Source organism: Bacillus sp. 166amftsu (assembly GCF_900107445.1).
GTDB lineage: Bacteria > Bacillota > Bacilli > Bacillales > Bacillaceae_G > Bacillus_A > Bacillus_A arachidis.
On record NZ_FNQA01000036.1, the window covers coordinates 1 to 15,905 of the forward strand.

Sequence of the window (15,905 nt, forward strand, 5' to 3'; positions counted from 1 at the left end):
GTCTTATGGGCAGGTTACCCACGTGTTACTCACCCGTCCGCCGCTAACTTCATAAGAGCAAGCTCTTAATCCGTTCGCTCGACTTGCATGTATTAGGCACGCCGCCAGCGTTCATCCTGAGCCAGGATCAAACTCTCCAATAAAGTTAGTTTGTCTAGCATCTAAAATAAAAATTGACGTTTCACGTTGTTTGTTTCGTTCAGTTTTCAAAGAACTCGTTTGTCGCTCATTTGCGACTCCCTTATGTTAACATTTCTTCATTTCAATGTCAACTAAGTTTTTTATTTCGTTTGTCGCGTTTTGCGTTGTTGCTATCGGCGACTCGTATAATATTACACTTCATTTATATAACCGTCAATATGTTTTTCTAAAAAAATATAAAAAAAGACTTACTTTCTATTAAGTAAGCCTTCTTTCCATAAAACCATCTTTTTTACTTTCCTTCTATAATTGGTAATGAAACAATAAACTGAATCACTCCATCTCCGTATTCAGCTCGAATTTCTCCGTCCTGAAGTTCTACAATACTTTTTGCAATCGCAAGTCCAAGACCTGATCCTTCTGTTACTCTACTTCTAGATTGATCTTTCTTATAAAAGCGTTCAAATAAGTTCCCTAATTCTTCTCTCGTAAACTCTTCGCTATAATTTGCAACAGAGATTTGAATAGTACGGCGTTGTCTTTCAAGAGAAACTTTAATCTCCCCATTATCCTTACTATATTTAATAGCATTCATTAATAAATTTTCAAACACACGAACGATCTTCTCTGAATCAACTGCAGCATATGCACGTTCTTCAGGAAACTTTTTAATAAATACAAGACCATGTTCTTCTGCCTGCGGGACCAATTCTTCTATTAATTGATCAAGGAGTTCATTCATACACACTTCCTGTTTTTCTAATACAATATTTTCATTCGTTAGTTTTGTATACTCGAATAAATCTTCTATTAAATTCTTCAACTGCTCTGATTTCGCAAAAGCGATTCTCATATATTCGTCATGTTGTTCTTTACTTTCATATTTAGAATCACGAAGCAATCGTAAATACCCCATAATAGAAGTAAGTGGTGTCCGTAAATCATGCGATACATTTGTAATGAGTTCGTTTTTTTGTTTTTCTAATTTACGCTCTTTTTCAATATTAATCATGAGTTCCTCTGCCATATTATTAATATTCTCTGTCAATGCAGCAATCTCATCTTCTCCCTTTTTCTCAATACGGTAAGCCAAATTCCCCTTTTCTATTTCTTTTACTCCTTGTGCCATCGCTTCAATTTGCTTCATCTTTCTCTTTGTTATGTAGAAGAAAGAGAAAATAAATACAAGTACACCAATAAAAAATGGAAACGGCCCTTCTTGTGTTTCATATACCACCTCTCCTTCAGGAATCCCACTTACAAACATATATAAATTCTTATCTTCAATTGTGATTGGTGAAAAAGCTATAAATTCTTTTCTCGCACTTTCAAAGTTATAATTTGAGTTGTTAATAGCAAATGATGCAGCATTACGAATTGTATTATGCAAATTAATTTGTTCCTCTTGCGCCTGCTTCGTTTTATATAATACCTTCCCGTTCTCATCCGTAATTAGTACTTTTAAAGCTTTTCTTCCCGCTTCTATTTGTTGATTTTCAGCCTCTATCATATCTTGCACAGCATCCATCTTATTGTCAGTCATCATCATTTCTGCTGTATTTTGAGCTTCGCGATTAATTTGCTCCATCCCAACCCTATAATCAATTGTTGCTTCTCGATTCGCATTCTCAAAAAATGGGGTTGCTGCTTTTGATGACAAAACTCCTAATAACGCACAAGCAGTAAAAGTAGTAATAAGCTGGATTCGTATGCTCCGCCGAACGCTCTTTACTATCCTTTCAATCAATCCTCTTATTTTCTGATATACATAGGTAAACGGCTTAAATATCTTTTTCAATCTTATACCCCACTCCCCACACCGTTTTAATATAACGCGGTTTTCTTGGATTCTCTTCGATCTTCTCACGGATTTTTCGAATATGTACCATTACCGTATTATCAGATTGAAAGGATCTTTCATTCCAAACATTTTCATAAATTTGCTCTGCACTAAAGACTATACCTGAATTACGCGCTAGTAACTCTAAGATAGAAAACTCTCGTGGTGTTAATTTCACCTCTTCATCCATAACTTTCACTTCATGTGTTGCTACATTTATCTTCATATCTCCAAGTTCAATCTCGCTTTCATTTTGAACAATAAATCCATTCATTTTCATATATCGGCGAAGCTGCGATTTAATTCTCGCTATCAATTCTAGCGGATTAAAAGGTTTTGTTACATAATCATCCGCCCCTGTTGTTAACCCTAAAATTTTATCCATATCTTGCGTTTTCGCAGACAACATAATAATCGGCATCTCTTTCGCTTCTCTTACTTTCATACACATATGAATCCCATCAATTTTTGGCATCATAATATCTAACACAACTAAATGCACTTCATTCTTCTCTAATATATCTAATCCTTCTGCTCCATCCCCAGCTTGCAATACTTTATATCCTTCATTTTTTAAGTAAATTGTAATTAAATCCCTAATTTCTTTTTCATCATCTACAACAAGTATTGTTTCTTGCCCCACAATATCGCCCCCCAAAACTTTTAAACTCTCTATTCCTTATTATAAGAAAACTTCTGAAGAAAAACGGAACGAAATCCTTAAGATTTTCTGAAGATGCAAAAAAGGTCTAGACTCCCCTTAGTCTAGACCTTTTAAAACCCCTTTATTTACGAACGTAGATGAAATATAGTACAAACAATACTCCCATTACATGCATAATTGGATGAACTTCTTTACGGCGCCCACTTACAACCATTGTAATTGGATAGAAAATGAATCCAATTGCAATTCCCGTTGCAATACTATACGTAAGTGGCATGGAAATAATCGTAAAGAATGCCGGTACTGCAATCTCAAATTTCTTCCAATCAATTTCCCCTAAAGATGAAACCATCAAAATCCCTACAATAATTAAAGCCGGTGCCGTTACAGCCGCTGTTACGACACTTAGTAATGGTGAAAAGAATAGTGCTAGCAAGAAAAATCCCGCTGTTACAACTGCTGTAAATCCTGAACGCCCTCCTGCTGCTACCCCTGCAGACGATTCAATGTAAGACGTTGTCGTAGATGTACCAAGAATTGCACCAATAACAGTCGCAATCGCATCTGCAAATAACGCTTTTCCCGCACGTGGTAATTTGTTATCCTTCATTAATCCCGCTTGATTCGCAACTGCTACAAGTGTACCCGCTGTATCAAAGAAATCAATGAAGAAGAACGTTATAATAACAATTGCCATTTGAACAGTGAAGATATCGCCGAAGTGATTTAGCGCTACACCAAATGTTGGTTCTAAACTTGGAATCGCACCAATAACAGCTTTTGGTGTATCAATCAATCCTGTAGCTACACCTAATATTGCTGTAAGAATCATCCCATAGAAAACTGCACCATTGATTTTTTTAATCATGAAGATAATTGTAATCACTACGCCGAAAATAGAAAGCAATGTTGTGCCTTTTGTTAAATCCCCCAATCCAACAAGAACAGCATCATTCTTCACTATAATTCCAGCATTTTGAAAACCAAGAAAAGCAATAAACAAGCCAATACCTGCTGCTACCGCGAATTTCAACTCCGACGGAATCGCATTAATAATTTTTTCACGAAGACCCGAAGCAGTAAGAATAATAAAGATAATACCTGACATTAACGTTCCGGCAATCGCTGTTTGCCATGGAATCCCCATCGTTAACACCGCTGTGTAAGCAAAGAATGCATTGATTCCCATTCCTGGTGCTAAAGCAATTGGATACTTTGCAAAAATCCCCATAATCAGTGACCCAATCGCCGCTGCTAACGCAGTAGCAACAAAGACCGCTCCTGGATCCATTCCTGTTCCTGCTGGTAATCCTTTAATGTTTCCCAGTGATAGTGTAGCAGGATTGACAAAAAGTACATAAGCCATAGATAAAAATGTCGTTAACCCTGCAATGAACTCTGTTTTGTAATTCGTACCGAGCTCATCGAACTGAAAATAACGTTTCATTCTACGTTTCCCCCGTTATATGATTACTCGTCGTAATCCTCCCTAGCCCTCTTTTATCTATGAAAATAAAAAAGGCTTCCATTGCGTATACATGGAAGCGTTCTGTAAACAAAGGCAGGATTCCCCTTACCTTTATTAAAACGCCTCGTAGTCAAGCCATTTACGGTAGCTAGGTAGAAACTTTCGGGCCATATCCCCGATATTATACGACGGCTGTAATATTCATTTTTTGTATTAATTACATAATCATATTAACTCACATACAGGCATATGTCAATTTAAAAACGAACATTTTTTAACAAACTTAAATTTTTGTTCGTGTTAAATCACAAAAAAAGACCCATCTACATAAGTTATAGATGGATCCTTTTCAGAAAAACGGATTTTATACTATTCCCACTCGATTGTTGCTGGTGGCTTACTCGTTACATCATACACGATACGGTTAACGTGTTTTACTTCGTTTACGATACGTACAGAAATTTTCTCTAATACATCCCAAGGGATACGTGCCCAGTCCGCTGTCATACCATCGATAGATGTTACTGCACGGATACCTACCGTGTAATCGTAAGTACGCTCGTCACCCATAACACCTACACTACGCATACCTGGAAGTGCAGTGAAGTATTGCCAAATTTCACGGTCTAAGCCTGCTTTTTGGATTTCTTCACGTAAAATCGCATCAGATTCACGAACGATTTCTAATTTTTCTTCTGTAATTTCACCTAATACACGGATACCAAGTCCTGGACCTGGGAACGGTTGACGCCATACGATTTCATCAGGAATTCCTAGTTCTGATCCTAATACACGTACTTCATCTTTAAATAATGTATTTAATGGTTCAATTAATTTAAATTGCATATCTTCTGGAAGTCCGCCAACGTTGTGGTGAGACTTAATTGTTTGTGCAGTTGCTGTACCACTTTCAACGATGTCAGTGTACAGTGTACCTTGTGCTAAGAAGTCCATTCCTTGTAGCTTTGATGCTTCATCATCAAATACATAAATAAACTCGTTACCAATGATTTTACGTTTTTGTTCTGGATCTTCTACACCTTTTAGCTTGCTCATAAAGCGTTCTTTCGCATCCACTTTAATAACGTTCATATGGAAGCCTTCGCTAAATGTTTTCATAACGCCTTCCGCTTCACCTTTACGAAGTAAACCGTGGTCAACGAAAATACATGTTAATTGATCACCGATCGCTTTATGAATTAATACTGCTACAACAGAAGAATCTACACCGCCACTAAGTGCGCATAGTACTTTTTTATCGCCAACAGTTTCACGGATTTTCTCTAATTCCACTTCGATAAAGTTCTCCATGTTCCAACCTTCAGAGCAACCACACGCGCCGAATACGAAGTTTTTAATTAAATCATTACCGTGCTCAGAGTGACGTACTTCTGGATGGAATTGTACACCGTATAAGTTTTGCGCTTCATTGCTCATACCAGCAATTGGACAAGACTCACTTGTTGCGTCTACTACGAATCCTTCTGGTAAGCCAGTTACTAAGTCACCATGACTCATCCATACAACTTGCTCTTCCGGAAGATTCGTATATAATTTTGATTCATTCTCTACTTTAAGAACTGCTTTTCCGTACTCACGATGGTTTGCACGCTCTACTTTTCCACCAAAGTGTTTTGTCATAAGCTGCATACCGTAGCAAATACCAAAGATCGGTAAGCCTAGTTCAAAGATTTTTTCATCACAGTGGAATGCATTTTCACCATATACACTGTTCGGTCCACCAGAGAAAATAATCCCTTTTGGATTCATTGCTTTAATTTCTTCTGCAGTAATTGTATGTGGATGAAGTTCACTGTATACACCGAACTCACGAATTCGACGTGCAATTAACTGATTGTACTGACTCCCAAAATCTAAAACGATAATCGTATCGTGCTGTTTTTTCAAAATAATCACCCCAACGTTAGTTCTGTATATAAATATTTTCACCAATTTGGCAAAAAGCATTACCAATATAATAAAAAAAGCCAGTCCTCCGCCCTCAGTCTCATAACAAAGAAAAGGCAGAGGTCTGGCTTTATAAAGATAGTCTTCCGCTCTTTATAAATATAAGACACACTGCCTTCATAGTCAGGTTGTTTACGGTAACCCGGTAGAGACTCTCAAACCATATCATTGAGGATATATGAAGGATTCGTTTTATATTATCTTCCTAGATTCTAACAATGAAGTATCAATACGGTCAAGAGAGAAAGCGACAAAATTCTACAGAAATTATTTTCTCATTGCGATAAAGTTTTTATTACTATCATTTTTCTTCTGTGTACAACAAAAAATCCACCTCTAAATAGAGATGGATTTTCTGCCAGCGGATGAAATTACATCATGCCGCCCATGCCGCCCATGCCCATGCCGCCCATGTCAGGCATTGCTGGTGCATTTGGTTCTGGCTTGTCAGCAACTACTGCTTCAGTTGTTAAGAACATTGCTGCAACAGATGCTGCGTTTTGAAGTGCAGAACGAGTTACTTTTGCTGGGTCTACGATACCAGACTCAAGCATGTTTACCCATTCGCCAGTTGCTGCGTTGAAACCAACGCCTACTTTTTCGCCTTTTAAACGTTCTACAACAACAGATCCTTCTAGACCAGCGTTGATTGCGATTTGACGAACTGGCTCTTCTAATGCACGGAGTACAATGTTGATACCTGTTGCTTCGTCACCTTCAGCTGAAATAGCAGCTACTTTCGTGTATACGTTCATAAGTGAAGTACCACCACCTGCAACAATACCTTCTTCTACTGCTGCACGAGTTGAGTTAAGTGCATCTTCAATACGAAGTTTACGCTCTTTTAACTCAGTTTCAGTTGCTGCACCTACTTTAATTACTGCTACGCCACCTGCAAGCTTAGCAAGGCGCTCTTGTAATTTTTCACGATCGAATTCAGAAGTAGTTTCTTCTAATTGTGCACGGATTTGACCGATGCGAGCTTCGATTTGTTCAGTGTTACCTATACCTTCAACTACAGTTGTATTTTCTTTCGTTACAACCACTTTGCCAGCGCGTCCTAAAGATGCAACTGTAGCAGATTTTAAGTCGCGTCCTAACTCTTCAGTGATTACTTCACCACCAGTTAAAATCGCAATATCTTCTAGCATTGCTTTACGACGGTCACCAAATCCAGGAGCTTTAACAGCTACTACATTGAATGTACCACGTAGTTTGTTCACTACTAATGTAGCTAATGCTTCGCCTTCTACATCTTCAGCAATGATAAGAAGTGGTTTACCTTGTTGTACCACTTGCTCTAATACTGGTAAGATTTCTTGAATGTTAGAAATCTTTTTGTCAGTGATTAAGATGTATGGGTTATCAAGTACTGCTTCCATTTTGTCAGAATCAGTAATCATGTAAGGAGATGCATATCCACGATCAAATTGCATACCTTCTACTACATCTAATTCTGTTGTGAATCCTTTAGATTCTTCTAATGTAATAACGCCGTCGTTACCAACGCGTTCCATTGCTTCAGCAATTAATTTACCTACTTCTTCGTCAGCAGCAGAAATAGCAGCTACTTGCGCGATAGAAGATTTACCTTCGATTGGTTTAGAAATCATTTTTAATTCTTCTACTGCTGCAACAACAGCTTTTTCGATACCTTTACGAAGACCCATTGGGTTTGCACCAGCTGTTACGTTTTTTAAACCTTCACGAATCATAGCTTGTGCTAATACAGTTGCAGTTGTTGTTCCGTCACCAGCTACATCGTTTGTTTTGCTAGCAACTTCTGCTACTAATTTTGCACCCATGTTTTCGAATGCATCTTCTAATTCGATTTCTTTTGCGATTGTTACACCATCATTTGTAATAAGTGGTGAACCAAACTTTTTCTCAAGTACTACGTTACGACCTTTTGGTCCAAGCGTTACTTTTACTGCGTTTGCAAGAGTGTCGACACCGCGAAGCATCGAACGACGTGCTTCTTCACTAAATTTAATATCTTTTGCCATAATATTTGACCCCCTTGGATTTTTAAAATGTATATAATTAACCGATAACTGCTAAAATGTCACTTTCACGTAAAATCAAGTAGTCTGTACCTTCATATTTCACTTCAGTACCTGCATATTTTGAGAAGATGATAAGATCACCTGCTGCTACCTCTAAAGCAACACGCTCACCATTTTCAAGCACTCGACCAGTACCTACTGCAATAACTTTACCCTCTTGTGGTTTTTCTTTTGCAGTGTCTGGTAATACAATACCACTTGCTGTTTTTTCTTCTGCTTGAACAAGCTCAATTACAACGCGATCACCTAATGGCTTTAGCATGAACAATTACCTCCTCATTTGTCTATGTAAATTTTCTTTATTAGCACTCAAGTTCCCCGAGTGCTAACACACTTATAATAATAAATAATCTAATTTTCTTTTGCAAGTAAAAAAATCATAATTTTTTCGCAAATTGTGATATAAACTTTTTCTATGCAACAATAACAGAAATAATTCTCAAAAAGCCTTTTGTATATGAATCAGCTTTTCCACTTACCGTATGTTACAATATGAAAGATGCCATAAGTTATTTTCTCTATAGGTACAGCTTTTTCCTGTCTCCTATTTCACTTTCGATGAAAGATTTACAAAAAAATAATAATAGAGACCGTTATTATGTATCCATGGCTGGATACTTACATGTTATCCTGCCTTATCTCATAAACTAGAGTTAGAAAGGATGGTTAACCAATTTGAAAAAACAATATTGGTGGATTATAGTTACATATATTCTGATGCAATTATCAAGTATCATCGGATTACCGCTTCTTGCAAAAACCGGATTTTATAATAATAGCGGTTTAACACGAGATGAAAAAATACAAATCATGACTGGTCATTGGGCAATTATTAGCTTTTTCATTGCGCTATGTGTTGTCCTTTGGCTATTGCGAACGGATATTCGCGAAAGCCGTTTCGACACAACACGTTCCAGTGTTCCTGCCACAATTGGTTGGATTTTTATTGGTTTCTTTTTAGCTTTCTTTTCTCAAACAATTGCAGGCACAATCGAAATGCGTTTATTAGGCATTAAACCTGGTTCTGAAAACACAGCTCGCTTAATGGAAATTGCAAGAACTACTCCTTGGTTCCTTATTGTTATATCGATAATGGGGCCCATTTTAGAGGAAATTGTCTTTAGAAAAATTTTATTTGGTACATTGTATAAGAGATTCAACTTCTTTATCGCTGCTATTATTAGCTCACTTGTATTCGCAGCAATTCACTTTGATTTTACACATCTATTGGTATACACTGCTATGGGGCTTGTATTCGCCTTTTTATATGTAAAAACAAAACGCATTATCGTTCCTATTATGGCACATGTTGCAATGAATACGATGGTTGCATTAGCTCAAGTTATGATAAGTAACGAACAAATACAGGAAATGATTAAAGAAGCAGAAAAAATGCAAGGATTTATCGGAGGATTTTAAATATGAGAAATTCACCATTGTTCATGGCAGCACTGTATTTCCTTCTTGGGTGCGTCTTTACACGTTTCGCAATTACGAACGTTACAGATAAAATCTGGAACTTTGGGACACTGCTGTTTGCTGCTATGGCAACAATCGACTTTAATTTAGCGCTTCGACTTATCTTAGTCAAATTTACAAAGAAAAAGCCACAATAAAACGCAGAGGGATTCCCTCTGCGTTTTATTGTGGATAATTTTTCAAAAAATAAACTAGTGTTTGTAATTCTACAGCTAAATCAATATGATGAATTCTTATATTTTCTGAAACATTTAATCGTGCTGGTGTAAAATTTAAAATTCCGTGTATATTTGTTTCGGCCAATCGATCTGCTACAGCTTGTGCAACGGTAGCAGGTACTGTTAATATTGCCACTTGTATATCACTTGTTAGATGCTCTTCTAATTCATCTAAATGATATACAGGAATTCCTCCGATTTCTTTTCCAACTTTCTCTTCATTGACATCAAAAGCCATTTCAATCTTTGTATTATTATTTTTCGTGAAATTGTAATGTAAGAAAGCGGTCCCTAAATTACCTACTCCAATAAGTGCTACACGTGTTATATCATCTTGATCGAGCGTTTCACGGAAAAATGATAGTAAATAATTCACATTATATCCGTATCCCTTTTTTCCTAACGCTCCAAAATATGAAAAGTCTCTTCGAATCGTTGCTGAGTCTACTTTGACAGCTTCACTCAATTCCGCTGATGAAACACGTTGCTTACCAGAAAGAGATAAGTTTTGGATAAATCGATAGTATAGAGGCAATCGTTTGGCAGTGGCCTGTGGAATCTTTTGCTGATCCATGTAACCTCTCCTCTCTTCCTATCTTTGTTCATATGATTGAAACAAATACAGAAGTTTAGCACTTATGACTTTCCTTGTATAATAGAGAGAAGACTTCTCTCTTTATTTTAAACTATACACTATTTTTAGTATGATTGAAAAATATAAACATGGCAAAGTTAAGAAATTATTTGAGGTGAAAACATTGATTTTATCACAAGTGAATGGGCTTTCAAAATTATACGGTGCTGAAACAATTCTTGCAAACATTAAATTGGAGGTTCAAACAAGAGATCGCATTGCACTCGTTGGTCGAAATGGTGCTGGAAAATCTACATTGTTAAAAATAATCGCTGGAGAGTTATCTCATGATGGCGGTGAAATGATAAAACCAAAAGATGTTTCAATTGGTTATTTGGCTCAAAATACCGGTCTTGAAACTTCCTTAACAATTTGGGATGAAATGCTCACTGTCTTTACACATCTACAGCAAATGGAGACAAAACTTCGAAGGTTAGAACAGGAGATGGGTAAAGAAGAGAACTTTTCAAATGCTACTTCGTACGAAAGATTACTCGCTGATTATGATCAATTGCAGTTAGACTACAAAGATCAGGGCGGTTATCAATATGAAGCTGATATTCGCTCCATTTTGAGTGGACTCGGTTTTCCAGTTGAAACACATCAAACAACGATTTCTACGTTAAGTGGTGGCCAAAAAACAAGACTTGCTCTTGGGAAACTACTATTAACCAAACCAGATTTACTCATCTTGGACGAACCGACAAACCATTTAGATATCGATACATTAACATGGCTTGAACAATATTTACAAGGCTACCCTGGAGCTATTTTAATCGTTTCTCATGATCGCTACTTTTTAGACAAGCTTGTCACACAAGTATATGAAATTTCTAATAAGGAAAGCAGACGATATGTTGGTAACTACAGTAAATATTTAGACTTAAAAGCCGCACTATATGAACAGGAAATGAAGCGTTACGAAAAACAACAAGAGGAAATTGCTAAGCTAGAAGACTTTGTCCAAAAAAACATTGCTCGTGCATCTACAACAAAACGTGCACAAAGTCGTCAGAAACAATTAGATCGAATGGAATTACTAACCAGACCATTAAGTGACTCTAAGTCTGCATCCTTCCACTTTGATATCGAAAAGCAAAGCGGAAACGACGTATTACAAGTAAAGGATGTTTCAATTGGATATGACGAAGAACCGATTATTGGGCATGTAAATATGCGTTTGACCCGAGGGGATAGTGTCGCACTAGTCGGTCCAAACGGTATCGGAAAATCTACATTATTAAAATCGATTGTGAATAAATTGAAGGCGTTAAGCGGTGAAATTTCTTTCGGTTCAAATGTATCTATTGGATATTATGATCAAGAACAGGCAAACTTAACATCATCTAAGCGTGTTTTAAACGAACTATGGGACGATTACCCGTTAGAACCAGAAAAAGAAATTCGCACTATACTCGGTAACTTTTTATTCACAGGGGACGATGTATTAAAACCTGTATCTTCCTTAAGTGGTGGCCAAAAAGCTCGATTAGCTCTAGCAAAATTGATGATGCAAAAATCTAATCTACTGATTCTCGATGAACCAACAAATCATCTTGATTTAAATAGTAAAGAGATTTTAGAAAATGCCTTGATTGATTATCCAGGAACTCTTTTATTCGTTTCTCATGATCGTTATTTTATTAACCGTGTCACAACTACAGTTGTTGAGTTATCAACAGATGGTGCACAAGAATATTTAGGTGACTATGACTACTATATTGAAAAGAAAAATGAAATGATTGAGCGTGCGGAATTCGAACAACAAGAAGAGAATACACCAATCCAAAAGAATATCGCTCAAGAAAAATTAAATTATCTTGAAGAAAAAGAACGTAAGAAGTTGGAGCGCCAACGTATACGGAAAATTGAAGACATTGAACAAAACATCGCAAAGTTAGAAGAGGAAATTGCAACATTAGAAGAAGAACTTTGTCTACCCGAAGTATATGCTGACTACGAACGAGCTAGTGAAATTACAACAACAAAGCAGACAAAACAAGAACAATTAGAAAAATTTATGGCGGAATGGGAAGAATTACACGTGTAAGCCCTATATATTCATATGATGAAAACAAGGTAGTTGAAAATTATTCAACTACCTTGTTTATTTTCAATACAAAGAGTTATCGTCGAAGGTCTGACCTTAATAGTATTATCCACAACTTTATACACATATCCACCATTATTATATAAATATAAAAATAACTTTTCCACATTATACACAAACCACAAAAAAGTTATGCACATTTTATATTCACAACAAAGCCCACATTATCAACAGATAATATGGGCTTTATCCACAATTTGTGGTTAATTATGTGTATAACTATGCTTCAATATCTAATCCTGGATTTGCATTTAAAGCCAATGATGTACGTTTTCCTTGCTTATATGCAATTGTACCTGCTGCTGCAATCATCGCTGCATTATCTGTGCACAAGGATAGTGGTGGAATAATTAGCTCAATATCCTCTTTCTTAGCAAACTCTTCCTCTAGAGAAGCACGAAGTCCTTTATTTGCTGCAACCCCTCCAGCAAGAAGCACTTGTTTTACACCATATGCCTCTGCTGCCCGTACCGCTTTCGTTACTAGTACATCTATTACACTCGCTTGGAAGCTAGCCGCTAAATCCTCTGGCGCGATTTCTTCTCCACGCTGTTTTGCGTTATGCACAGTGTTGATAACTGCTGATTTCAATCCACTAAAGCTAAAATCATACGAATCCGGCTCTAGCCATGCACGTGGTAAATCAATCGTTGGCCGTCCTTCATGCGCAAGACGATCAATATGAGGACCACCTGGATACGGCATAGATAATGTACGTGCAACCTTATCATATGCTTCTCCTGCCGCATCATCTCTTGTTTCGCCAATTACTTCAAACGAACCATGTTCTTTCATATAAACAAGCTCTGTATGTCCCCCAGAAACAACAAGTGATAACAAAGGGAATTGTAGTTCTTTTACTAAGCGATTCGCATAAATATGCCCAGCAATATGATGAACACCCACAAGAGGAATATCATGAGCAAAGGCAATTGCCTTTGCTGCATTTACGCCAATTAAAAGTGCCCCTACTAAACCCGGCCCTTCTGTCACAGCAATTGCATCAATATTATCAAATGTAACGTTCGCTTCTTTTAAAGCTTCTTCTAATACAACTGTAATTTGTTCTACATGATGACGAGATGCGATTTCCGGTACAACTCCTCCAAAACGCTTATGGCTTTCGATTTGTGAAGCGACAACATTTGCCATTATTTCTGTTCCATTTTTAACAACTGCTACAGCTGTTTCATCACAGCTCGTTTCAATACCAAGTATAATCGTATTTTTTTCCATTATATATTCACCCACATTACAAGACCATCTTCATAATTGTCTGTATAGTATCGTTTACGAATCCCACCATTTTGAAATCCATACTTTCGGTATAACTGTTTCGCTACTTCATTTGAAACCCTTACTTCGAGTGTCATCGTTTTTACTCCCATTTCTCTTGCCTGATCCATTACTTCCTTTAGCAAAGCATCTCCAAGTTTTTGGCCACGATATTCTGGCAAAATGGCTATGTTCGTAATATGTGATTCATCAATAATAATCCACAATCCACAGTATCCAATTACCATATCATCTTTTTCTAGCACGACATAATGTGCATATTCATTCATCGTCAGTTCACGATAAAATGCATCGGCAGTCCATGGAGTTGCAAATGACGCTTCTTCAATTACTACAATTTGAGCAATATCATCAGTCGTCATCTTTCTAAATGTAATATCCATTTTAATAACCCCTATTTTTTTTGACTTTCTAGCCATTTTGTTTCTGCCTCTGCTAAACGGAGGTAGCTCGGGATAAATGTATGCACACTTTGCTCCTCTTTTTGTAATCCTAAAAATGCTAATTCACTTGGTCTTGGGTTATTCTTTGTACAAGAAGCAAATACAGCTTGGTCTCCTAAATATTCTACAATCGTTTCTTTATGTTGCTCTACATCATTACCGATAAATAAAACAGGTTGCCCTTTATCTTTTAGCATCTGTAACCAATCCACAATAAGAACAATTCGATCCTCTTCTATAGAACATAACTGCTCTTCTTTATATGTATACAAGCCTGTATAAATTTGTCCGCGGCGCCCATCAAACAATGGACAAATAACACCTTCGAAATTTGACCCATTTGCAGCCACTACTTCTAAACTAGACACGCCGACAATCGGTATTTGCAATGACCAAGCTAATGTCTTTGCAACAGTCACACCAATTCGAACTCCTGTATAAGATCCAGGACCAGCCGCTACAACAATTTTACCTAACTCTTTCGGTTTTACACTACATTCCTTCAGAAGTTGTTCTACAGCTGGCATTAGGCGTACAGAATGATTTTTTGTTAAATTCGTAATGATTTCTCCGACAACAATATTTCCATCAATAAGAGAAACCCCCATTACATAATTTGAAGTATCAATTGCTAGTACTTTCATCTTGTAATAGCTCCTCACATAATCTAATATAACGTTCACCACTTGGCTCTAACACAATTTCCCTTGTATCATCACCTGTATGGAACAAGCTTATTTTTAATTTCTCATTTGGCAGAAAAGATTCAATTAAATGAGCCCATTCTACTACTGTTATGCCTTCACCATAAAAATACTCATCAAATCCTAAATCCTCTTCACTTTCCGCTAAACGATACACGTCCATATGATATAGCGGTAATCTGCCTTTATACTCTTTAATAATGTTGAATGTTGGGCTATTTACAACTCGTTTCACACCAAGGCCTTTTGCAAGACCTTTTGTAAACGTTGTCTTTCCAGCACCTAAATCTCCTTCTAAGATAAGCACATCTTGTTCCTTAACAAGGTGTCCTAACCTTTCTGATAAATGTTGAGTCTCTTCAGAAGAAGTTGTCTTTATTTCATATCTATTCAAAGGTTTCACCTACCTTACTCTCAATATTCCCTGTCTTTTATTATACAGATTTTTTCACTTTGTTTCATTTTGAACATATAAAAAAGACCTTAGGAGTTGTCCTAAGGAAAGATTGACTGTCTTTATAAGTTTTCTTAAAAATAAATAAAAAAATACGAAACAACTTGTTTCGTTCTTTTCTTTGTATAAATGGCGGTCCCGACCGGGGTCGAACCGGCGATCTCCTGCGTGACAGGCAGGCATGTTAACCACTACACCACGGGACCATTTGGTTGCGGGGACAGGATTTGAACCTGCGACCTTCGGGTTATGAGCCCGACGAGCTACCGGACTGCTCCACCCCGCGACGATTATAAAGCCTGGCAACGTCCTACTCTCACAGGGACAAGGTCCCAACTACCATCGGCGCTAGAGAGCTTAACTTCCGTGTTCGGTATGGGAACGGGTGTGACCTCTCTGCCATCATTACCAGACTTTTAT

General features: G+C 37.1%; 14 protein-coding genes, 2 tRNA genes, 2 rRNA genes and 2 riboswitches. Of the genes, 3 read left to right on the top strand and 15 right to left on the bottom strand.

Annotation, left to right across the window (positions count from 1 at the left end; genetic code table 11):
* The 7 genes from BLV40_RS26650 to groES form a co-directional block, all read right to left on the bottom strand.
* Positions 1 to 143: ribosomal RNA gene (locus tag BLV40_RS26650) — 16S ribosomal RNA — on the bottom strand; the annotation flags it as partial.
* 290 nt (positions 144 to 433) lie between these two features.
* Positions 434 to 1,939 carry a sensor histidine kinase gene (locus BLV40_RS26655; protein ID WP_090695606.1) on the bottom strand — a complete coding sequence of 502 codons (1,506 nt, stop codon included), beginning with the start codon at positions 1,937 to 1,939 and terminating at the stop codon, positions 434 to 436.
* Positions 1,923 to 2,624, bottom strand: coding sequence for a response regulator transcription factor (locus BLV40_RS26660; protein WP_090695608.1), 702 nt, complete (start codon positions 2,622 to 2,624; stop codon positions 1,923 to 1,925). Before BLV40_RS26660 ends, BLV40_RS26655 begins: the two co-directional genes overlap by 17 nt.
* Positions 2,625 to 2,766: 142 nt before the next feature.
* Positions 2,767 to 4,092, bottom strand: a complete 1,326-nt coding sequence (locus BLV40_RS26665) for an NCS2 family permease (RefSeq protein WP_026593350.1) — start codon at positions 4,090 to 4,092, stop codon at positions 2,767 to 2,769.
* 128 nt (positions 4,093 to 4,220) lie between these two features.
* Positions 4,221 to 4,323: riboswitch (purine riboswitch) on the bottom strand.
* 159 nt (positions 4,324 to 4,482) lie between these two features.
* Positions 4,483 to 6,081 carry a glutamine-hydrolyzing GMP synthase gene (guaA, locus tag BLV40_RS26670; RefSeq protein ID WP_170833721.1) on the bottom strand — a complete coding sequence of 533 codons (1,599 nt, stop codon included), beginning with the start codon at positions 6,079 to 6,081 and terminating at the stop codon, positions 4,483 to 4,485.
* Positions 6,082 to 6,181: 100 nt separating this feature from the next.
* Positions 6,182 to 6,283, bottom strand: a riboswitch (purine riboswitch).
* Between the two features lie 169 nt (positions 6,284 to 6,452).
* Entirely contained in the window at positions 6,453 to 8,087 is a 1,635-nt protein-coding gene (groL, locus tag BLV40_RS26675; RefSeq protein WP_026593352.1) for a chaperonin GroEL, read from the bottom strand.
* Between the two features lie 37 nt (positions 8,088 to 8,124).
* Complete coding sequence (gene groES, locus BLV40_RS26680; protein ID WP_000917306.1) at positions 8,125 to 8,409, bottom strand: co-chaperone GroES; 285 nt, start codon at positions 8,407 to 8,409, stop codon at positions 8,125 to 8,127.
* A 413-nt stretch (positions 8,410 to 8,822) separates the two neighbouring features.
* On the opposite strand from groES, the gene BLV40_RS26685 reads away from it, so the two are divergent.
* Both BLV40_RS26685 and BLV40_RS26690 read left to right on the top strand, forming a co-directional pair.
* Positions 8,823 to 9,566, top strand: coding sequence for a CPBP family intramembrane glutamic endopeptidase (locus BLV40_RS26685; RefSeq protein ID WP_090695609.1), 744 nt, complete (start codon positions 8,823 to 8,825; stop codon positions 9,564 to 9,566).
* 2 nt (positions 9,567 to 9,568) lie between these two features.
* Positions 9,569 to 9,763, top strand: a complete 195-nt coding sequence (locus BLV40_RS26690; protein WP_090695611.1) for a YdiK family protein — start codon at positions 9,569 to 9,571, stop codon at positions 9,761 to 9,763.
* 25 nt (positions 9,764 to 9,788) lie between these two features.
* On the opposite strand, the gene BLV40_RS26695 is transcribed toward BLV40_RS26690, so the two are convergent.
* Positions 9,789 to 10,418 carry a redox-sensing transcriptional repressor Rex gene (locus tag BLV40_RS26695; protein WP_026593355.1) on the bottom strand — a complete coding sequence of 210 codons (630 nt, stop codon included), beginning with the start codon at positions 10,416 to 10,418 and terminating at the stop codon, positions 9,789 to 9,791.
* 184 nt (positions 10,419 to 10,602) lie between these two features.
* On the opposite strand from BLV40_RS26695, the gene BLV40_RS26700 reads away from it, so the two are divergent.
* Positions 10,603 to 12,528 (top strand): ABC-F family ATP-binding cassette domain-containing protein, encoded by a 1,926-nt coding sequence (locus tag BLV40_RS26700; protein ID WP_211482146.1) that lies wholly within the window; start codon positions 10,603 to 10,605, stop codon positions 12,526 to 12,528.
* Positions 12,529 to 12,807: 279 nt separating this feature from the next.
* On the opposite strand, the gene tsaD is transcribed toward BLV40_RS26700, so the two are convergent.
* From tsaD to rrf, 7 genes are all read right to left on the bottom strand, one after another.
* The gene (gene tsaD, locus BLV40_RS26705; protein ID WP_090695616.1) at positions 12,808 to 13,824 is read right to left on the bottom strand and encodes a tRNA (adenosine(37)-N6)-threonylcarbamoyltransferase complex transferase subunit TsaD; all 1,017 of its coding nucleotides are present in this window, start codon (positions 13,822 to 13,824) and stop codon (positions 12,808 to 12,810) included.
* Entirely contained in the window at positions 13,824 to 14,267 is a 444-nt protein-coding gene (rimI, locus tag BLV40_RS26710) for a ribosomal protein S18-alanine N-acetyltransferase (protein WP_090695618.1), read from the bottom strand. Before rimI ends, tsaD begins: the two co-directional genes overlap by 1 nt.
* 11 nt (positions 14,268 to 14,278) lie before the next feature.
* Positions 14,279 to 14,971, bottom strand: a complete 693-nt coding sequence (tsaB, locus tag BLV40_RS26715) for a tRNA (adenosine(37)-N6)-threonylcarbamoyltransferase complex dimerization subunit type 1 TsaB (protein WP_026593359.1) — start codon at positions 14,969 to 14,971, stop codon at positions 14,279 to 14,281.
* Positions 14,952 to 15,425: a tRNA (adenosine(37)-N6)-threonylcarbamoyltransferase complex ATPase subunit type 1 TsaE gene (gene tsaE, locus BLV40_RS26720; protein WP_026593360.1), complete on the bottom strand. Its 474-nt coding sequence runs from the start codon at positions 15,423 to 15,425 to the stop codon at positions 14,952 to 14,954. The genes tsaB and tsaE overlap by 20 nt, the downstream gene beginning before the upstream one ends.
* Positions 15,426 to 15,615: 190 nt before the next feature.
* Positions 15,616 to 15,691: transfer RNA gene (locus BLV40_RS26725), tRNA-Asp, on the bottom strand.
* 3 nt (positions 15,692 to 15,694) lie between these two features.
* Positions 15,695 to 15,771 (bottom strand) — tRNA-Met (locus BLV40_RS26730).
* Positions 15,772 to 15,782: 11 nt separating this feature from the next.
* A 5S ribosomal RNA gene (gene rrf, locus BLV40_RS26735) occupies positions 15,783 to 15,898 on the bottom strand.
* Positions 15,899 to 15,905: the final 7 nt, after the last annotated feature.

Bases quoted from the DNA above. Each gene is read 5' to 3' on its own strand.
- BLV40_RS26690 (WP_090695611.1), top strand. From the start codon at position 9,569: ATGAGAAATTCACCATTGTTCATGGCAGCACTGTATTTCCTTCTTGGG.
- guaA (WP_170833721.1), bottom strand. From the start codon at position 6,081: ATGCTTTTTGCCAAATTGGTGAAAATATTTATATACAGAACTAACGTT.
- tsaB (WP_026593359.1), bottom strand. From the start codon at position 14,971: ATGAAAGTACTAGCAATTGATACTTCAAATTATGTAATGGGGGTTTCT.
- BLV40_RS26665 (WP_026593350.1), bottom strand. From the start codon at position 4,092: ATGAAACGTTATTTTCAGTTCGATGAGCTCGGTACGAATTACAAAACA.
- BLV40_RS26695 (WP_026593355.1), bottom strand. From the start codon at position 10,418: ATGGATCAGCAAAAGATTCCACAGGCCACTGCCAAACGATTGCCTCTA.
- groL (WP_026593352.1), bottom strand. From the start codon at position 8,087: ATGGCAAAAGATATTAAATTTAGTGAAGAAGCACGTCGTTCGATGCTT.
- groES (WP_000917306.1), bottom strand. From the start codon at position 8,409: ATGCTAAAGCCATTAGGTGATCGCGTTGTAATTGAGCTTGTTCAAGCA.
- rimI (WP_090695618.1), bottom strand. From the start codon at position 14,267: ATGGATATTACATTTAGAAAGATGACGACTGATGATATTGCTCAAATT.
- tsaD (WP_090695616.1), bottom strand. From the start codon at position 13,824: ATGGAAAAAAATACGATTATACTTGGTATTGAAACGAGCTGTGATGAA.